The organism is Kitasatospora sp. NPDC028961 (assembly GCF_055564815.1).
In genome coordinates this window covers 25468-42840 of record NZ_JBVHVO010000044.1, presented here as the reverse complement: position 1 = coordinate 42840, position 17373 = coordinate 25468, and the positions used below count along the sequence as shown (strand labels likewise).

Below are 17373 nucleotides of genomic sequence, written 5' to 3'. Positions count from 1 at the left end.
AGCAGATCGCCATCGGCGAGAAGGTCCTCGCCGCCCAGGGCCCCGGCGCCTGGCCCGTCTGCTCCGTCAAGGCCGGCCTCACCAAGTAACACCCCAGCACCACCCGCCACACCCGCCCACCCGGGCACGACAACGCCGCTGCACCCGACCACCCGGTCCGGTCCAGCGGCGTCGTGGCACACCCGGACACCGAAGCGAACGGGCCGCTACCGTGCGAGCCGCCCCAGCAGCCCGGAGGCCACCGCGATGCCGAGCCCCGAGGCCAGCGTCAGCACCGCGAAGTCCAGCGGAAGGTGCGCGGGGGTGCCGATGAGGAGCCCCCGCAGCGCGTCGACCTGGTAGCTGAGCGGGTTGGCGCGGCTGACCGCCCGCAGCCAGCCGGGCATCAGGTCCACCGGGTAGAGCGCGTTCGAGGCGAAGAACAGCGGCATGGTGATCGCCTGGCCGATGCCCATCAGCCGGTCCCGGGTGAGCACGAGGCCGGCGATGGCCATCGACAGGCACGAGAAGAACGCCGACCCGAGTACCACCGCGACCACGACGCCGAGCAGCCGCAGCGGGTTCCAGGTCATCGCGACACCGAGCACCGCCGCGAGCAGCACCACCACGGCGGCCTGCAGCACCGCCTTGACCCCGGCGGCGAAGGCCTTCCCGGTGACCAACGCGGCCCGCGGGGTCGGGGTGACCAGCAGCTTGGTGAGCACGCCGGAGTCCCGCTCCCAGATGATCATGATGCCGTAGAAGATCGCGATGAACATCGCCGACTGGGCGATGATCCCGGGCGCCAGGAAGTCCAGGTACGGGATCCCGCCGGTCGGGATCGCCTTCAGCCGGGTGAAGGTCTCGCCGAAGATCAGCAGCCAGAGCGCCGGCTGGACCGCCCGGGTGTACAGCTCGGTGCGGTCGTGGCGCAGCTTCTGCAGTTCGACCACGCACATCGCGGCCACCCGGGCCGGCACCACCCGCCAGCCGGTGCGGGCCCGCGGCGGGACCAGCAGCAGAGCGAGGTCGGGCAGGTCGGCGGCCGGGGCGGGGCCGGCGGGTTCAGCCGACACGGCCGGCCGTGCGGCGGGTTCGGCGGACATCGCTGAAGTCTCCTTCCGTGGCCTCGCCACGGCCCAGGCCGCGGCCCGAGAAGTGGCGGAACACGTCGTCCAGACTGGGGTCGGACTGCCGCGGGTCCTGTTCCCGGACCCGGTCCTTGAGCTCTCCCGGGGTGCCGAGCGCGCGGATCCGGCCGCGGTCCATCAGCGCGATCCGGTCGCAGTGCCGGTCGGCCTCGTCCATGTAGTGGGTGGTCACCAGGACGGTCATCCCGGTGGCCCGGCGGATCGCGTCGACGCGCTCCCAGACGCCGGCCCGGGCGATCGGGTCCAGGCCGATCGTCGGCTCGTCCAGGACGAGCAGGCGCGGGGCGCTGACCAGGGCCTGGGCGAGTTCGAGCCGGCGCACCATGCCACCGGAGAAGGTGCCGGCCATCCGGTCGGCGGCCTCGGTGAGGTCGACGGCGGCCAGCGCCTGGGCGACCCGCTCGGACCGCTCGGACCTCGGCACGTCGAAGACCCGGGCGAACAGGGCGACGTTCTCACGACCGGTGAGCCCCGCGTCGGCGGAGAGCTGCTGCGGGACGTAGCCCAGCAGCCGGCGCACCTGCGTGCGCTGCCGGGCCGCGTCGTGGCCGAAGACCCGGACCATGCCGGCGGCTGTCGGGAGCAGGGTGGTGATCGCCCGGATCGTGGTGGTCTTGCCGGCGCCGTTGGGGCCGAGCAGGCCGAACACCTCGCCGGTGCGGACCGTCAGGTCGACCCCGTCGACCGCCTTGGTGGCACCGTCCTTCCCCCGGCCGCGGTGGAAGGAGTACTCCAGGCCGCGGCAGACCACCGCCTCGTCCTCGCCCGACGTCATCGCCGCACCACCTTCCCCTTCGTCCCCGGTTTCTCCGGCCTCGTCTCCGGCCTCGTCGGCTCCGGTCGGGCGCGCAGGCCCGCCGCGACGCCGCGCAGCGCGGGCAGCGCGGCGCCCAGCGCCGTCCGCTCCTCGGCGGACAGCCCCGCCACCACCTCGCCGACCAGCGCCGACCGGCGGGCCCGCCAGGCCGCGAGCCGTTCGACCGCCTCGTCGGTGACGTGGAGCAGGGCGGCCCGGCGGTCGGCCGGATCCACCGCGCGGCGCAGCAGGCCCAGCGCGACCAGTTGGTTGACCAGGGTGGAGACCGAGTTGCCGGCCAGGCAGAGCTCCGCGGCCGCGTCCGAGACCCGCAGGCCCGGCGAGTCGGCCACCAGGCGCAGCAGTTCGACCTGCGCGCCGCGCAGCCGGGGCTCGGTCAGGCCCTCCCGCAGCCGCCGTCGGACCAGGCGCTGGATCCCGACGAGGAGGGTCGAGAACTCCTCGCCCAGGGCGGTGTCGGAGGGGTCCGTGGCATCCGCGGTCATGCCTCCATTTTAGCTCTCAGTGAGAGCTATCCGTCCAGAGCGCGGGCGGTCGAACGCCACTCGGCCCGGACGTCCACGTCGGATTCACGCCAGCCCAACACCCCGCCGCACTGGTGGACTTCGACCTGAACCCACCCCGCACGGACAGGACCGCCGGCATGCCCGACACCGCTCTTCCAGACACCGCTCTCCCTGCCCCGCCCGCATCCGCCGGCGCCCCGCCCGGCCCCCGCGCCAGGACCGGCGGCTGGCCCGCCGTACTGGCCGTGACGGCCGGCGTCTTCTCCCTCGTCACCACCGAGATCCTGCCGATCGGCCTGCTCACCCCGATCGGCGCGTCCTTCCGGATCTCCGACGGCACGGCCGGGCTGATGATGACGCTGCCCGGCCTGGTCGCCGCGGTGGCCGCGCCGGTGGTCACCGTCACCACCCGGCGCGCCGACCGCCGCACCATGCTCTGCGGCCTGCTGGCGCTGCTGGCGCTCACCGACCTGCTCAACGCGCTCGCCCCCGCCTACTGGGCGGTGCTGGCGGCCCGGGTCGCGCTCGGCCTGGTGATCGGCGCGTTCTGGTCGATCGGGTCGGGGCTCGCCCCGCGCCTCGTCGCACCGGGGCGGCAGGCCCGGGCGAACACCGTGATCTTCACCGCCGTGCCGCTCGGCTCGGTCATCGGCGTGCCGGCCGGGGTCCTGCTCGGCTCACTGGCCGGCTGGCGCACCGCCTTCGCCGCGATGGCCGCGCTGACCGTGCTGGTGCTCCTCGCACTCCTGGTCTCGCTGCCGCCGCTCCCGCCGGGGGCCGGCACCGGTCTCGGCGTGCTGCGCGGGCTGCTCGCCGGGCGGGGCACCCGCACCGGCCTCGCGGTGACCTTCCTGATCGTGCTGGCCCACTTCGGCAGCTACACCTACGTCTCGCCGTTCCTGGCGGAGGTCACCCACGCGGGACCGGGGCTGGTCACCGGGCTCCTGCTCGGCTACGGCGCGGCCGGGCTGCTCGGCAACGTCCTCGCCGGTGACCTCGCGGCCCGCGCCCCCGGAGCGGCGCTGGCCGGCGCCGCCGCCCTGCTCGCCGGCGCGACCCTGCTGCTGCCGGTCCTGGGCGGCTCCGGTCCGGGCGCCGCCGTCGTCCTGATGTTCTGGGGGGTGGCGTACGGCGCCGTCCCGGTCTGCTCGCTGACCTGGTTCCTCGCTGCGGCGCCGCAGGCACCGGAGGCGGCCGGGGTGGTGTTCACCTCGTCGTTCCAGGCGACCCTGTCGATCGGCGCCCTGGCGGGCGGCACGGTGGTGGACCACGGGTCGACCACCGCCGTGATGCTGCTGGGCGGCGGCACCGCGCTCCTCGCGGCGGCCACCGCCTGGGCCTGCCGCGGCCGGATCCACCCCACCGCCTCGGGGGCTCCGACCGGCGCCGGAGCGGCCGCCGCCGTCCGGCACCGGCCGGGGCCCCCGGCCGACCGGTAGACCCCGGCCCGGCGCGCACCCGCCGGGCCGGGCCGCCGCTACGGGACCGGCTGCGGCTGGGTGACGCAGTGGATGCCGCCCCCGCCGAGGCCGATGTAGTCGATGTTCAGCTGCTCCACGACCCGGCCGGGGAAGAGCGACTGGAGCGTCGCCTTCGCCGCGGCGTCGGCCCGGGAGTCCCCGAACTGGGCGGCGATCACCGCGCCGTTGCAGACGTAGTAGTTGGCGTAGGAGCCGACGAACGCGGGGTCGCTCTGCCGGATCTTGTAGTAGTCGGGGCCGCCGAGCTTGGTGGCCTGGATCCGGACGCCGCGGGCGTCGGTCGCCGCGGACAGCACGTTGTACTGGTTGATCTCGTCCTTGGTCCAGACGTCCGACGGGTCGTCCGTGGCGTTCGGCTGCTGGACCAGGCCCTTGCCCGGGGCCAGGAAGCGCGAGGTGGCGTCGACGTGGTCGCCGGTGATGTCCTGCCCGGCGACCCCGGTGAACCAGATCACCCGGGAGGCTCCGTACGCGGCCTTCATCGCGGTCTCGGCCCCGGCCTGCGTCATGCCCGGGTTGCGGTTGGAGACGAGGATGCTGCTCCTGGTGGCCATCAGCGTGCCCGCGCCGTCGGTCTCGATGGCGCCGCCCTCGCCGACCAGGCCGGCCGCGGTGAACGGCACCCCGACGTGGGCGGCGACCCGCGCGGCGACCTTGCCGTCGTTGGTAGAGGTCTGGTTGCCGCCCCAGCCGTTGAAGTTGAGGCCGATCGCGTCCAGGCCGCCGAGCCCGTCGGTGCGGAAGACCGGGCCGGAGTCGCGCATCCAGCAGTCGTTGACCGGGATGGTGGTGAGGACGGTGACATTGGCGCCCGGGCAGGCCCGCCGGGCGGCCGCGGCCGAGGCCGGGTTGGCGCACAGGTGGACGGGCTCGTACCTGGCGATGGTGTTGACGACGAGCGCGATGTTGGCCTGGATCTGCGCGAGCGAGGGCGTGGTGCCGCCCCGGCGGCCGCCCCGGCGACCGGTCCAGATGGTGGCGTCGTCCGGCCAGGCCATCCAGGTCCGGGTGTGCGCCACCGTGTCGATCGGCACGGCGAAGGTGCCGGCGGCCGCGGCGGCGCCCGGTCCGGCCGGGGAGGCCGCGGCGGCACGGCCGTGGGCCGCCAGGGCGGTGCCCGCCGTGACCAGCCCGGCCGCCACCAGGAAGTTCCTTCGCCCCAGCGCGGACGGCACTCTGCCCGACGAGACGGGCGGTTCACTGTGACCGTTCATCTCTCGGCCTCCTGTTCTGACTGTCCGTGGCTCTTCCACGTGATGGCCATGACGGTAAAACTGACCAAGCGCTCGGTCAATACTTTTGGCAGAGCCGACCCGGGCGGCCCCGGTCCCCGCCGACGCTCCGTCACCACCGCGGGATCGCTAGAGTTTCCGGATGGCTACGCGCGCTGAAGATCCCCAGCCGGACGCCCCGGCGGCCCGGACGTCCGCGAACGGCACCGGGACGGGCAGCGGTACGGGTGCCGGTCCCGGCGGCGGTACGGGCGCCGGCGCGCGGCGGCCGCGCGCCTCGGCGAAGGGCGAACAGACCCGGGCGCGCCTGCTCGCCGCCGCCCGCGAACTGCTCGCCGGGGACGGCTCGGTGCCCTTCACCACCCGCAACGTGGCCGCCCTCGGCGGGGTCACCCACGGCATGTGCCACTACCACTTCCAGAACCGCACCGACCTGATCGTCGCGGTGGTCGAGAGCATCCGCCCGGAGTGGATCACCCCGCTGGAGGAGGCCGTCGCCGGCCCGGGGACGTTCACCGAACGGGCCGAACGGGTCGTCACGATGCTCGCGCAGCCCGAGGCAGGCGACCTGTCACGGCTGCACTCCGCGCTGCACTGGTTCGCGGTCGGCGACGAGCGGGTGCGGGAGGCCCTGGAGGCCGAGTACCGGCGCTGGCGGGCCTGCTTCGTCGCGCTGTTCCAGGTCCTGGCGGACGAGCGCGGCGACGGCTTCGACCCCCGGCCGCTGGGCGAGGCGGCGGCGGCCGGGACGGACGGGCTCGCCGCGATCCAGTCCCTCGGCGCGGAGGTCGACCCGGCGCCGGTGATGCGGGCGCTCGTCCTCGGGCTCGCCGCCGGAGCGGGCGCGCGCTGAGCACCGGCCGCCGCCGCGGCGCCCCCGGATCACGGGGACGACGGGGCGGCGGAGGCCCCGGCGGCCTCGGGCTGCTGCTGGGTGGAGCAGTGGATGCCCCCGCCCCCGGCGGCGATGGCGTTGATGCCCACCGGGACGATCTCGCGCCCGGGGTGCAGGTCGGCCAGGATGCCGGCCGCGCGGTCGTCGGAGGCCTTGTCGCCGAACCGCGGCATGATGACGGCCCCGTTGACCACGTAGTAGTTGAGGTAGGTGGCCAGGAAGTCCTTCCCCGGGTCCGGTGCCCCGCTGAGGTCGGGCTCGACGAGGTCCACGATCCGCAGCCGGCGGCCCATCGCGTCGGTGGTCGCGTGGAGCACCTCCAGCGCCTGGTCGGAGGCGCGCGACCAGATGTCCGGCGGGGTGTCCGGGCCGGGCCGGTGGATGACGACCACGCCGGGCTCGGCGAACCTGGCGAGGGCGTCGACGTGGCAGTCGGTGATGTCCTGCCCGGCCACGCCGGTGAGCCAGATGACCTTCCGGACCCCGAAGAGGTCCTTCATCGCGGCCTCGATCTGGTCCCGGCTCTTCCCGGGGTTGCGGTTCTCGTTGACCCAGGAGCTCTCGGTGGCCATCAGGGTGCCCTCGCCGTCGACCTCGATCCCGCCGCCCTCACCGGTGATCGGCGCCTGGACGCGCCGGATGCCGTAGTGGTCGAGGAGCCTGCGGGCGACCTGGCTGTCCTCGGTGTGGGTCTGCTTGTTCCCCCAGCCGTTGAAGTCGAGGTCGACGCCGGCCAGGCCGCCCGGCCCGGTGACGAAGGTCGGACCGGTGTCGCGGGCCCACAGGTCGTCCACCGCGAGGTCGATCACCTCCACGCTCGAACCGCACAGCTGCCGGGCCTGGGCGCTCTGGTCCGGCCGGGCCATCAGCACCACCGGCTCGAAGCGGGCCACGGCCTGCGCGATCTGCGCGATGTCCGCGCGGACGGCGGGCAGTTGGTCCCCCCACACCTCCTCCAGGGCCGGCCAGGCCATGAACGTCCTGGTGTGCGGCCGCGACTCGGCCGGCATGGCGTACGAGGAGGGCGCCGCCGTGGTCGGCCCGGCCCCCGGACTCGCGGCTCCGCTCGCGCCCGCCGACGACGGTTCGGCCCCGTCGGACGGCTCCGCGTCGGAGCCGCAGGCTCCCAGCAGGGCGAGCGCGGTGGCGGCCGCCCCCGAGCGCAGCACGGCCCGGCGGGACGGGAAGGGTTCTCTCACGGCTGGTCCCCTTGTTCACGCGAATACGCCCCGAAACGGGCGATATCCGACAGTAGAGGCGGCCGGGGGCGCGCCGGTGAACCCGCGCGCCGCCCGATCGGGCGATTCGGCGCGCGGGGAGGACGGCGCGCGCGTCGGAAGCGGGCCGGACCGCCGCCGTGGGGGCGTCGACGGTCCGGACCTGGGTAGCGGGGCCGCCGCAGGCGCTACAGCGCGCGGCGGGCGGCGGCGATGGACCGCGGGTCCCACCCCGGCCCGGGCACCGAGTCCAGCAGCAGCCGGGTGTAGGGGTGGGCGGGCCGGGCCAGGACCTCGGCGGTCCGGCCGGACTCGACGATCCGCCCGTGCCGCATCACGATGACGTCGTCGGTGACCGACCGGACGACGCCGAGGTCGTGGGTGATGAACAGGTAGCCGATGCCCGTCCCCTCCCGGATGTCGGCGAGCAGGTTGAGGATCTGCGCCTGGACGGAGACGTCGAGCGCGGCCACCGCCTCGTCCAGGACGAGCACCGCCGGCTCGACCGCCAGCGCCCGGGCGATCGCGACGCGCTGGCGCTGGCCGCCGGAGAGCTGCCGGGGCAGGGCCCCGGCCTCCCGTTCGCCGAGGCCGACCTGCTCCAGGAGTTCGGCGATCCGGCGGGGGTGGTCCCCGTCGGGGAAGTGCAGCCGGAGCGTCTCGCGCAGCACGCCGCCGACGGTGGTGCGCGGGTCCAGCGACAGGTACGGGTCCTGGAAGACCATCTGCACCTCGCGGGCCCGGGCGAGCCGGTGGGCCCGGCCGCGCCGGTGCTCGGTGCGGTCCCGGCGGTGGACCAGCACCCGGCCGGAGTCCGCCCGTTCCAGGCCGACCACGATCCGGGCGGTGGTCGTCTTGCCGGAGCCGGACTCGCCGACGATGCCCAGCGAGCCGCCCTCGGCCAGGGTGAAGGAGACGTTGTCGACGGCCCGCACGGCGCCGTAGGCGCGGTGCAGGCCGACCACCTCCAGGATCGTCTGCGGCATCGGCGGCACTCCCTTCGAGCGGGCCGCGACCCCCAGGTCCGGGCTACGCATCGGCGTTCCCCTCCCCCGTCCGGTCGCTGTGGTGGCAGGCGGTGCGGCGGCCCGGCTCGGGCCCGACCGGCAGCAGCTCGGGCACCTCCCGACGGCACAGGTCCGTCGCGAGCGGGCAGCGCGGCGCGAACGGGCAGCCCGTCAGCTCGTCCCGCAGGCTGGGCGGCCGGCCCTCGATGGCGGCGAGCCGGCCCCGGGGGGCGTCGAGCCGCGGGGTCGAGGCGAGCAGCGCGGTCGTGTAGGGGTGCCGGGGCCGCTCGAACAGGGTCTCGGCCGGGCCCGTCTCGACGATCCGCCCCGCGTACATCACGTAGACGCGGTCGCTGATGGCGGCGGCCAGGCCCAGGTCGTGGGTGACGAAGAGCAGGCCGGTGCCGAAGCGCTCCTGGAGGTCGGCCAGCAGCGCGACCACCTCGGCCTGGGAGGTGACGTCCAGGGCGGTGGTGGGCTCGTCGGCGAGGAGCAGCGCCGGGTCGCCCATCAGGGCGGCGGCGATCATGACCCGTTGGAGCATGCCGCCGGACACCTGGCCCGGGTAGCGGTCCAGGACGGCGGCGGGAAGGCCGACCGCGTCCAGCATCTCGACGGCCCGCGCGGTGGCGGCCTCGGCGGAGAGCCGGCCGCTGAGCCGCACGCTCTCGGTGAGGAAGTCGCCGAGGCGGCGCAGCGGATTGATGGCCGCCCGCGGGTCCTGGAAGATCATCGCGGCGGTGCCGGTCCGCAGCCGCCGCACCTGGTCGGGCGTCATGGCGAGGACGTCGTCGCCCCCCACCCGCACGGTGCCCTCGGTGGTGGCTCCGGCGGGGAGCAGGCCGAGGACGCTGCGGGAGGTGAGGCTCTTCCCGGAGCCGGACTCCCCCACCAGGGCGACCGTCTCGCCGGCGTCCACGGTGAGGTCGACGCCGGCGAGGACGGGCCGGGCGGTGCGGGGCAGGCGCAGGCGGTAGCCCCGGATGTCGAGGGTGGTCATCGGTCCCTCCTGGCGACCTGGTCGGCCCAGCGCTCACCGACGACGTTGAAGGCGACGACCGTCAGCACGATCGCGACGCACGGCAGGATCGCCGACAGCGGGTAGCCGTGCTGGACGGCGGACTGGCCGTCGAAGACCATCCGGCCCCAGTCCGGGGTCAGCGCGGGGACGCCGAGACCGAGGAAGGAGAGCCCGGCCAGGTCGATCAGGGCGTAGCCGAAGTTGATGGTGGACTGCGCCAGGACGACCGGGGCGATGCCGGGGATGACGTGGCGCAGGCAGATCTGCGGGCCGGAGTGGCCCTGGACCTGGTAGGCCTCCACATAGGGGCGGGCGCGTTCGGCGAGGACGAGCGAGCGGGTGAGCCGGCTGACGTAGGGCAGGTAGGCGATGGCGAGCGCGATGACCGGGGCGATCAGCCCTTCGCCGTAGACGGAGACGATCAGGATCGCCAGCAGCATCCCCGGGAAGGCGAAGACGAGTTCGGTGCTGCGGGAGAGCACCGAGTCCAGCCAGCCGCCGCGCCAGGCGGCGGCGGTGCCGACGGCCACGCCGGCGAGGGTGGAGAAGGCGACCACGCCGAGCGGTCCGAGCAGCGACGTCCGGGCGCCGGTGACCAGCCGGGAGAGGGTGTCCCGGCCGGAGGCGTCGACGCCGAGCAGGTGGTCGCCGGAGGGTCCGGCGAGGGCGTTGCCTAGGTCGACGGCGTTCGGGTCGGCGGGGGCGATCCACGGCGCGAGGACGGCGGCCAGCACGACCAGCGCGACGAAGCCGAGGCAGAGCAGCTGGAGCGGTGCGCGGGCGGTGCGCAGCCGGCCGAGGCCGGGCCGGCGCAGCAGGGTGTCGGTCATCCGGCGGCCTTCCTCGCTCCGAGGGTCACCCGGGGGTCGATCAGCGGGTGCAGCAGGTCGACCACCAGGTTCACCGCCATGAACAGCCCGACCATGATCAGGGAGATCGCCTGCACGGTGGGGAAGTCCTTGGTGGTGGTGGACAGTTCGAGGAGCTGGCCGATGCCGCCGACGCTGAACGCGGTCTCCACCAGGACGGTGCAGACCAGCAGCGTGGAGACGATCAGCCCGCCGGTGGTCAGCACCGTGCCGAGGGCGTTGCGGAAGACGTGCCGGCGGATCACCTGGTGCTCGGTGACGCCCCGGCTGCGGGCGACGGTCACGTGCTCCTGGCCGAGCACGTCGAGCATCGCGGCCCGGGTGACCCGGGCGAGCATGCCGATCAGGTAGCACGCGAGGGCGAGCGCGGGCAGGGCCAGGTGCCAGAGCATCGAGCCGAGGCCGTCGCCGGTCCCGCCGGTGGGGAACCAGCCCAGCTTCACCGCGAAGAGGCCCTGGAGCAGGACGGCCGCGACGAAGGACGGGGTGCCGACCGCGACGGTGGTGGTGACGAGGATGGCCGAGTCGGTGCGGCCGCCCCGGACGGCGCCGATCCAGCCGAGCAGCAGACCGATGAGGACGACCAGGACCAGCGCCATCAGGACCAGCAGCAGGGTGGCGGGCAGCCGGTCGGCGAGCAGCCGGGAGACGTCGGTGCGGTAGGTGATCGAGCGCCCGAAGTCGCCGTGCAGGATCTGCCCGGCCCAACGCAGGTACTGCAGCAGGAACGGGTCGTCCAGGTGGTACTGGGCGTTGACCGCGGCCAGCGCCTCCGGGGAGGCCGAGCGGCCGGCGAGCAGGAAGCTCGCCGGGCTGCCCGGCGCGAGGTACATCGCCCCGAAGATCACGAATGAGGCGGCGGCCAGGGTGGCGGCCATCTCGGCCAGCCGTCTGGCGGCGAATCTCAGGAAACTCACCGGGCCGCCCCCACAGCGGCCGCCCACGGGTGGTACAGGTACGAGATGGTGGTGGGCGCGCCGGTGATCCGCTTGTTCAGGAAGACCGCGGTGGGCCACTCCGCGACGGGTATCCAGAGCAGCTGCTCGGAGGCGGTCCTCTGGAGCTGGGCCGCCAGGGTGAACCGCTCGGTGGGGTCGGTGGCGGCGGTGGCCTTCTTGACCAGGTCGTCGTAGCCGGGGTCGCTGTAGGAGGCGAAGTTCTGGTAGGCGCCGGTCCGGAAGTTGGACAGCAGGTCCAGCGGGTCGGTGATGGAGTCGTAGTACGTCTCCGGGAAGAGGTCGATGCCCTCGCGTGCCTTGGGGTCGGTGAACAGCGCGGTGAAGGCGTTAGGCGCGATGGTCTTCAGCCGGATGTCGAGGCCGATCTTCGCGCCCGCCGCCTGGACGGCGGTGGCGAGCAGCGAGACGTCCTGGCCGATCGGGCTGGTGGCGACGGTGAGGGTCTTCCCGGTGGCGCCGGCCTCCTTGACCAGCGCCTTGGCCCGGGCGAGGTCGGGCGCGGTGGGGGTGAGCCCCTCGAACGCCTCGGTCCGCAGGTGCTCGGGGGCGGCCGCCCAGGCGGCCCGGGTGGTCAGCGAGCCGGTCACGCTGCCGGCCCCGCCGAGGCCGGTGCGGACGAAGCCGGCCCGGTCCAGGGCGAGCGAGAGCGCCTGGCGGACCCGGACGTCGCCGAGCACGCCCTGCATGTTGGTGACGTTGAGGTTGACGGTGCTGAGGCCCTCGCCGAAGTAGAGCGTGCCCGCGCCGCCGGTGCGCAGCCGCTCGTAGCTCTCGGTGGGGATCAGGTAGCCGCCGTCGGCCTCGCCGCTGAGCATGGCGTTGACGCGGGCCGAGGGGTCGGTGAGGAAGCGGAAGACCGCCTTGGCCGACTTGGCCTTGGTGCCCCAGTAGTCGTCGAAGCGCTGGAGCTCGATCGACTGGCCCTTGGTCCAGGTCCCGAGCTTGAACGGGCCGGTGCAGGCGAGGCTGCCGGTGGTGCCGTAGTCCTTGCCCGCCGCCTCGATCCCCGCCTGCGAGGCGACCACGCCGGCGGCGGTGGCCATGTACTGGTTGAACTGCGAGTCGGGCTGGGTGAGTTTGACGGTGACCTGGAGCGGACCGGTCTTGGTGACGGTGCTGACGTTCTGGAACTGCTGCGCCCAGGCGGCCGCGTTGTCGGGGTTCATCTGCCGGCCGAGGCTGTACACGACGTCGTCGGCGGTCATCACCGCGCCGTCGTGGAAGCGCACGTTCGGGCGCAGGTCGTAGACCCAGGTGGTCGGGTCGGGGCTGGTGGCCTTCTCCGCCAGGCCGGGCTCCAGGGTCAGCTGCGGGGTCCACCGCATCAGACTCTCGCAGACGTTGGACAGCACGGTGTTCTGCGGGTAGTCGAAGGCGGAGATGTAGTCCAGCGTGGGCGGTTCGGCGTAGACGGCCCAGGTGAAGGAGTCCAGGCCGCCCTGGGCGGGCGGGGTGCCGTCGGACAGCCGGTAGGCCGTGCCGCCGTCGGTGCCGCCGGTCTTCGGCGGGCCGGAGCAGGCGGTGGCGAGGGTGAAGGTGGCGAGCGTGGCCGCGGCCAGGGCGGCTGCCGGGAGGGTGCGGCGGCGGCGCGCGGATCTGCGGGGTACGGGCCGGTCCTGGGGGTCTGGCATGAGGGTGGCTCTCTTCCGTGCGGGACGGGGGTGGCGAGGGGTGCCGGACCGGCGGGCCTGGGTGCGGGTGGGGTGCGGGCCCGCGGTCCGGTCGGGAGGGGGTGGCGGGCCGGTCACCCGGCCGGGCGGGCCGCCGGCACCTGCTGGGTGATGCAGTGGACGCCGCCGCCGCCGAAGGCGATGACCCGGGAGCGCACCCCGACGACCTTGCGGCCGGGCAGGGCGGCGGCGATCACCGCGAGGGCCTCCTCGTCCTGCGGCACGCCCGCGGTCGGCACGACGACGCCGCCGTTGGCGATGTAGAAGTTGAGGTAGCCGACCTCGGTCTCCTTGCCGTCGACCTCGACGAAGGCGCTCTGCGGCAGGTCGACGATCTCCAGCTTGCGGCCCCTGGCGTCGACGGCCGCCTCCAGGACGGCCCGGTTGTCGCGCATCCGCCGGTAGTCGGGGTGCTCCGGGTCGTCGGGGAGCTGGACGACGACCCTGCCCGGGGCCACGAAGGCGCAGACGCCGTCGACGTGGCCGTCGGTCTCGGTGTCCAGCAGGCCGCCGTAGGGCAGCCAGATCACCGTGCTGACCCCGAGCTTGGCCATCAGCTCGGCCTCGATCTCGGCCTTGCTCAGGCCGGGGTTGCGGTTGGGGTGGAGCAGGCACTGCTCGGTGGTGATCAGGGTGCCCTCGCCGTCGACGGTGACGGCCCCGCCCTCCAGGATCATCCGGGAGTCGATCCGCTCGACGCCCAGCTTCTCCAGCAGGACGCCGGCGATCCGGTCGTCGGTGTCGTACGGGTGGTGCTTGCGGCCCCAGGCGTTGAAGCGGAAGTCCACACCGGCGCGCTCGCCGTCGGGGCCGAGCACGAAGATCGGGCCCGAGTCGCGGAACCACGAGTCGTCGAGGGGCAGTTCGACGACCTCGACACCCTCCCCGCACAGGGTGCGCGCCTCCTCGCCCTGCCCGGGGCAGGCGACCATCGTCACCGGCTCGAACTCGGCGATCGCCCGGGCCACCCCGGCGTACTCCCGCCTCGCCTCGTCCAGGGTCTCGCCCCAGAGCTCGGCCCTGGTGGGCCAGGCCATCAGACAGCCCTCGTGCTCGGTCCACTCGGCGGGCATCCGGAAACTCACGATGGAACTCTTCTCTGCTCGTACGTTCGGTCGGTGGGGAAGCCCCCGCCAGGGCACGGCTGGTGGCGCCGGGCGGGAGGAGCGGGGCCGCCTCAGAGGGTGTCGGGCACGGCCGGCTGGGACTGCGTGGAGCAGTGGATGCCGCCTCCGCCGCTCGCGACGGCGTCGATGTCGACCTGGACGATCCGGCGGTCGGGGTAGGCGGCCTGGAGGATCGCGTAGGCGACGCCGTCGGCGTAGCCCTCGCCGAACTGCGGGACGAGGACGGCGCCGTTGACGGTGTAGTAGTTGGTGTAGCTGGACAGGAAGTCCTTGCCGCGGCCGCGGATCAGGGTGCGGTCCGGGCCGGGGAGTTCGGTGATCCGCAGCCGCCGGCCGCGGGCGTCGGTGGCGTTCTGCAGCGCCCGCTTGGCCTCGTCGTAGACGGCGACCCAGCGGGCGTCCGTGCCCGGGCCGGGCTGGTCCAGCAGGACCTCGCCGGGGGCGGTGAAGCGGGCCAGGCAGTCGATGTGGCAGTCGGTGATGTCCTGCCCGGCCAGGCCCGGGACCCAGATGACCTTGTCCATGCCCAGCGTCGTCCGCAGCTCCTGCTCGACCTGGTCCTTGGACTTGCCCGGGTTGCGGTTCGGGTTGACCAGCGAGCTGACGGTGGCCAGCAGGGTGCCCTGGCCGTCGGTCTCCAGCGAGCCGCCCTCACCGGTGAACGGGGCCCGGATCCGGTCGATGCCGTAGGCGTCGAGGAGGGTCGCGGCGGCCGTGGCGTCCTTGTCGAACGGCTGGTAGTAGGGCGTGCCGGTCTTGCCCCAGCCGTTGAAGTTGGTGTCGACACCGGCGATCGCGCCGGGCGCGACGACGAAGGTCGGCCCGAAGTCGCGGATCCACAGGTCGTCGTTGGCGATCTCCTGGACCTCGATCGCGTAGTAGGCGCCGGAGCCGCAGTAGTAGCGGGCGTCGGCGGCCTGTCCGGGGCGGGCCAGGACCACCACGGGCTCGAAGCGGGAGATCTGGCGGGCCAGGTCCGCGATGTTGCGGCGAACGGCGGACAGCTGGTTCTGCCAGACCGAGAACAGTGCGGGCCAGGCCATGAAGGTCCGGGTGTGGCGGTCGGTCTCGGCCGGCATCCGCAGCACCGGCCCGGCCTGCGGGGCGGCGGCCGCGCGGGCGCTCATCGGGAGCGCCGCACCGAGGGCCGCCAGGGGGAGCGCCGCGGCGCCCGCCCTGAGCAGGCTGCGCCGGGTGGGGGAAAGCGTGCTCGGGGTGTTCGGGGTGTTCATGGGGCTCCCTGGAGGGATGGGGAGGTGAGGGTGACCACATCCTGGACCGAACTGAAAGTTCAGTCAATATTTTGGCGCAAAGGACTTCGCCAGGTTCGACCGCGGCCCGAAATGTCGGCTCCGTGCGAGGACGCACCGCTGCGCAGTGCCGCCCGGCAGCCCCTTTGAGGCCGTCGAACGCCGACCGGGCCCGCGTCCTGAAATTGTGATCAGGAAGTGGGCCCGAAAGTGGAACCGTACGAGTAGAGTGATGATCCGTGTCAGACCGTCGAACAGAGATCGTCAGAGCCGCCACCCGCGTGATCGCGCGACGCGGCGTACGCGGGCTGCGGGTGGGGGAACTGGCGTCCGAGGCCGGCGTGTCCACCGCGCTGATCTACTACCACTTCACCGACCGGGCCGGGATCCTCCGCGAGACCCTGGCGTTCATCGGCGAACGGGCCGACCGCTACACCGCGGAGCCCGACCCGGAGAACGCCGCCCGGGGCCATCGGGCACAGCAGAGCCCCCGGTCGGAGCTGGAGCAGGCCCTGCTGCTGGAGCTCCAGAACTCCGCCGAGGTGCGCGAGAACAGCACCGCCTGGGGCGAGTTGAGGGCCAGTGCGGTGTTCGAGTCCAGCCTGCGCGACGACCTCGCCCGGGCCACCCACACCTGGGTGCACGAGATCGCCGAACTGCTCGGCCGCGCCCACCCCGCCGGCACCGCGCCCGCCCACGCCGCCTCCGCGGAACGGCTCACCGCCCTGCTGGAGGGGCTCAGCGTCCGCTGGCTGAGCGGCTCGCTGCCGCTCGACCACGCCCGCACGCTGCTCGGCGAGGCGGTCGACGCGGAGATGGCGGGTTGCCGACCGGTCGGCAGCCGACCCTGACCGGATGATCGGTCAGGGTCGGCGAGACGGGTCGGGGCCGGTGAAGAGCGAGGACCGGCCGGCTCAGTCGGTCGGCTTGCCGGGCTGGTCGTGGGTGGAGCAGTGGATCCCGCCGCCGCCGGAGGCGATGTTGTCGATCTTCACCGGGACGATGTCGCGGCCGGGGAAGTGGTCGCGCAGGATCTGCTGGGCCCGGTCGTCGGCCTTGGCATCACCGAAGCGCGGCAGGAACAGCGACTTGTTGGCCACGTAGAAGTTGATGTACGAGGAGACGAACGCGTCACCGCGCCCGGTGATCCGGTCCGGGTCGGGCTGCGGCAGGTCGATCACCTTCAGCGGCTTGCCGTGGGCGTCGGTGGCGCCCTTGAGCACCTCGCGCGCCTGGGCGGCGGAGCGCGACCAGACGTCGGCGGGCGCGCCGGGGAACGGCTGGTCCAGCAGGACGACCCCGGGCGCCGCGAACCGCACCAGGCAGTCCACGTGCGCATCGGTGATGTCCTGGTCGCGCACGCCGGCGAACCAGATCACCTTGGTCACCCCGAGGGCCTTCTTGAGCTCGGCCTCGATCTCGTCCCGGCTCCTGCCCGGGTTGCGGCGCTGGTTGACCACCGAGCTCTCGGTGACCATCAGGGTGCCCTGGCCGTCGGTCTCGAAGGAGCCGCCCTCCGCGACCACCGGCGTACGGACCCGTTCGATCCCGTACTTGCCGAGGACGGCGGCGGCCAGCGCCGTGTCGTTGCCGTGCTCCTTCTGCTTGTTGCCCCAGCCGCTGAAGTTGAAGTCGACGCCCTTCGGCGTGCCGCCGTCCTCGACGAAGACCGGCACGGTGTCCCGCGCCCACAGGTCGTCCACCGGCAGCGGGACGACCTCGACGTCCTTGCCGCAGGCGTTCTGCGCCGCGTCCACCTGGGCGGGGCGGGCGAACATCACCACCGGCTCGTAGCCGCCGACGGCCCGGGCCAGCCGCGCGATGTCGGCCCGGACGTCGGGGAGCTGGTCCCCCCAGATCCCGGTCGACGCCGGCCAGGCCATGAACGTGCGGGCGTGGCTCTCCCACTCCGCGCCGAACCTGCGTCCGGCCGGCGCCGGCGACCCGCCCGGCGCGGGCGGCGCGGACGCCTCCGGGGCCGGCGGCTCGGCGGAGCCGGAGGGCGTCGGCCGCTCCGGTTCGTCCGACGGGGCGGCGCAGGCCGCGGCGCCGAGGGTCAGCAGACCGGCGCCCGCCGCGGCACGCAGCATCGTGCGGCGGGACGGGACGGCGCGGGAGGTACGGGAGGGGGGCGGCTTGGGCACGGGGAACTCCGGCTGGACGAGGGTGGAGGACTGCGGGACGTGGGGCCG

Annotated in this window: 16 protein-coding genes and 1 pseudogene; 4 read left to right on the top strand and 13 right to left on the bottom strand. The window is 74.0% G+C overall.

Annotated features, from left to right (window positions below):
* A pseudogene (locus ACZ4UX_RS36310) lies at positions 1 to 86 on the top strand (transglycosylase family protein); the annotation flags it as partial.
* A 120-nt stretch (positions 87 to 206) separates the two neighbouring features.
* Here the strand turns inward: ACZ4UX_RS36310 and ACZ4UX_RS36305 are convergent.
* The 3 genes from ACZ4UX_RS36305 to ACZ4UX_RS36295 are packed head-to-tail and all read right to left on the bottom strand — an operon-like array spanning position 207 to position 2432.
* A complete protein-coding gene (locus tag ACZ4UX_RS36305) occupies positions 207 to 1085 on the bottom strand; it encodes an ABC transporter permease (protein ID WP_465709775.1) in 879 nt (292 codons plus the stop codon).
* Positions 1045 to 1905, bottom strand: coding sequence for an ATP-binding cassette domain-containing protein (locus tag ACZ4UX_RS36300; RefSeq protein WP_465709774.1), 861 nt, complete (start codon positions 1903 to 1905; stop codon positions 1045 to 1047). The genes ACZ4UX_RS36305 and ACZ4UX_RS36300 overlap by 41 nt, the downstream gene beginning before the upstream one ends.
* Entirely contained in the window at positions 1902 to 2432 is a 531-nt protein-coding gene (locus ACZ4UX_RS36295; protein WP_465709773.1) for a MarR family winged helix-turn-helix transcriptional regulator, read from the bottom strand. The genes ACZ4UX_RS36300 and ACZ4UX_RS36295 overlap by 4 nt, the downstream gene beginning before the upstream one ends.
* Positions 2433 to 2590: 158 nt before the next feature.
* Between ACZ4UX_RS36295 and ACZ4UX_RS36290 the strand changes: the two genes are divergently transcribed.
* Positions 2591 to 3892, top strand: a complete 1302-nt coding sequence (locus ACZ4UX_RS36290) for an MFS transporter (protein ID WP_465709772.1) — start codon at positions 2591 to 2593, stop codon at positions 3890 to 3892.
* A gap of 38 nt (positions 3893 to 3930) precedes the next feature.
* On the opposite strand, the gene ACZ4UX_RS36285 is transcribed toward ACZ4UX_RS36290, so the two are convergent.
* Positions 3931 to 5148, bottom strand: coding sequence for an agmatine deiminase family protein (locus ACZ4UX_RS36285; RefSeq protein WP_465709771.1), 1218 nt, complete (start codon positions 5146 to 5148; stop codon positions 3931 to 3933).
* A 160-nt stretch (positions 5149 to 5308) separates the two neighbouring features.
* Between ACZ4UX_RS36285 and ACZ4UX_RS36280 the strand changes: the two genes are divergently transcribed.
* Positions 5309 to 6019, top strand: a complete 711-nt coding sequence (locus ACZ4UX_RS36280) for a TetR/AcrR family transcriptional regulator (RefSeq protein WP_359837920.1) — start codon at positions 5309 to 5311, stop codon at positions 6017 to 6019.
* A gap of 29 nt (positions 6020 to 6048) precedes the next feature.
* Here the strand turns inward: ACZ4UX_RS36280 and ACZ4UX_RS36275 are convergent, their stop codons facing one another.
* The 8 genes from ACZ4UX_RS36275 to ACZ4UX_RS36240 form a co-directional block, all read right to left on the bottom strand.
* Positions 6049 to 7260 (bottom strand): agmatine deiminase family protein, encoded by a 1212-nt coding sequence (locus tag ACZ4UX_RS36275; protein WP_465709770.1) that lies wholly within the window; start codon positions 7258 to 7260, stop codon positions 6049 to 6051.
* Between the two features lie 206 nt (positions 7261 to 7466).
* Positions 7467 to 8264 carry an ABC transporter ATP-binding protein gene (locus ACZ4UX_RS36270; protein ID WP_465709769.1) on the bottom strand — a complete coding sequence of 266 codons (798 nt, stop codon included), beginning with the start codon at positions 8262 to 8264 and terminating at the stop codon, positions 7467 to 7469.
* Between the two features lie 43 nt (positions 8265 to 8307).
* The gene (locus tag ACZ4UX_RS36265) at positions 8308 to 9285 is read right to left on the bottom strand and encodes an ABC transporter ATP-binding protein (RefSeq protein ID WP_465709768.1); all 978 of its coding nucleotides are present in this window, start codon (positions 9283 to 9285) and stop codon (positions 8308 to 8310) included.
* Positions 9282 to 10136 carry an ABC transporter permease gene (locus tag ACZ4UX_RS36260; protein WP_465709767.1) on the bottom strand — a complete coding sequence of 285 codons (855 nt, stop codon included), beginning with the start codon at positions 10134 to 10136 and terminating at the stop codon, positions 9282 to 9284. The genes ACZ4UX_RS36265 and ACZ4UX_RS36260 overlap by 4 nt, the downstream gene beginning before the upstream one ends.
* Entirely contained in the window at positions 10133 to 11092 is a 960-nt protein-coding gene (locus ACZ4UX_RS36255) for an ABC transporter permease (RefSeq protein WP_465709766.1), read from the bottom strand. Before ACZ4UX_RS36255 ends, ACZ4UX_RS36260 begins: the two co-directional genes overlap by 4 nt.
* The gene (locus ACZ4UX_RS36250) at positions 11089 to 12765 is read right to left on the bottom strand and encodes an ABC transporter substrate-binding protein (protein ID WP_465709765.1); all 1677 of its coding nucleotides are present in this window, start codon (positions 12763 to 12765) and stop codon (positions 11089 to 11091) included. Before ACZ4UX_RS36250 ends, ACZ4UX_RS36255 begins: the two co-directional genes overlap by 4 nt.
* A gap of 113 nt (positions 12766 to 12878) precedes the next feature.
* Positions 12879 to 13889 carry an agmatine deiminase family protein gene (locus ACZ4UX_RS36245; RefSeq protein ID WP_465709764.1) on the bottom strand — a complete coding sequence of 337 codons (1011 nt, stop codon included), beginning with the start codon at positions 13887 to 13889 and terminating at the stop codon, positions 12879 to 12881.
* Positions 13890 to 13981: 92 nt separating this feature from the next.
* Positions 13982 to 15163, bottom strand: coding sequence for an agmatine deiminase family protein (locus ACZ4UX_RS36240; protein ID WP_465709763.1), 1182 nt, complete (start codon positions 15161 to 15163; stop codon positions 13982 to 13984).
* A 257-nt stretch (positions 15164 to 15420) separates the two neighbouring features.
* Here ACZ4UX_RS36240 and ACZ4UX_RS36235 point away from each other — a divergent pair, with 257 nt between their 5' ends.
* A complete protein-coding gene (locus ACZ4UX_RS36235; RefSeq protein ID WP_465709762.1) occupies positions 15421 to 16032 on the top strand; it encodes a TetR/AcrR family transcriptional regulator in 612 nt (203 codons plus the stop codon).
* A gap of 63 nt (positions 16033 to 16095) precedes the next feature.
* Here ACZ4UX_RS36235 and ACZ4UX_RS36230 read toward each other — a convergent pair whose 3' ends face one another.
* The gene (locus ACZ4UX_RS36230; protein ID WP_465709776.1) at positions 16096 to 17271 is read right to left on the bottom strand and encodes an agmatine deiminase family protein; all 1176 of its coding nucleotides are present in this window, start codon (positions 17269 to 17271) and stop codon (positions 16096 to 16098) included.
* Positions 17272 to 17373 lie beyond the last annotated feature (102 nt).

Excerpts from the sequence above, each read along its gene's own strand:
- ACZ4UX_RS36305 (WP_465709775.1), bottom strand. The coding sequence starts at position 1,085 with ATGTCCGCCGAACCCGCCGCACGGCCGGCCGTGTCGGCTGAACCCGCC.
- ACZ4UX_RS36300 (WP_465709774.1), bottom strand. The coding sequence starts at position 1,905 with ATGACGTCGGGCGAGGACGAGGCGGTGGTCTGCCGCGGCCTGGAGTAC.
- ACZ4UX_RS36295 (WP_465709773.1), bottom strand. The coding sequence starts at position 2,432 with ATGACCGCGGATGCCACGGACCCCTCCGACACCGCCCTGGGCGAGGAG.
- ACZ4UX_RS36290 (WP_465709772.1), top strand. The coding sequence starts at position 2,591 with ATGCCCGACACCGCTCTTCCAGACACCGCTCTCCCTGCCCCGCCCGCA.
- ACZ4UX_RS36285 (WP_465709771.1), bottom strand. The coding sequence starts at position 5,148 with ATGAACGGTCACAGTGAACCGCCCGTCTCGTCGGGCAGAGTGCCGTCC.
- ACZ4UX_RS36280 (WP_359837920.1), top strand. The coding sequence starts at position 5,309 with ATGGCTACGCGCGCTGAAGATCCCCAGCCGGACGCCCCGGCGGCCCGG.
- ACZ4UX_RS36270 (WP_465709769.1), bottom strand. The coding sequence starts at position 8,264 with ATGCCGCAGACGATCCTGGAGGTGGTCGGCCTGCACCGCGCCTACGGC.
- ACZ4UX_RS36265 (WP_465709768.1), bottom strand. The coding sequence starts at position 9,285 with ATGACCACCCTCGACATCCGGGGCTACCGCCTGCGCCTGCCCCGCACC.
- ACZ4UX_RS36260 (WP_465709767.1), bottom strand. The coding sequence starts at position 10,136 with ATGACCGACACCCTGCTGCGCCGGCCCGGCCTCGGCCGGCTGCGCACC.
- ACZ4UX_RS36250 (WP_465709765.1), bottom strand. The coding sequence starts at position 12,765 with ATGCCAGACCCCCAGGACCGGCCCGTACCCCGCAGATCCGCGCGCCGC.
- ACZ4UX_RS36240 (WP_465709763.1), bottom strand. The coding sequence starts at position 15,163 with ATGAACACCCCGAACACCCCGAGCACGCTTTCCCCCACCCGGCGCAGC.
- ACZ4UX_RS36230 (WP_465709776.1), bottom strand. The coding sequence starts at position 17,271 with ATGCTGCGTGCCGCGGCGGGCGCCGGTCTGCTGACCCTCGGCGCCGCG.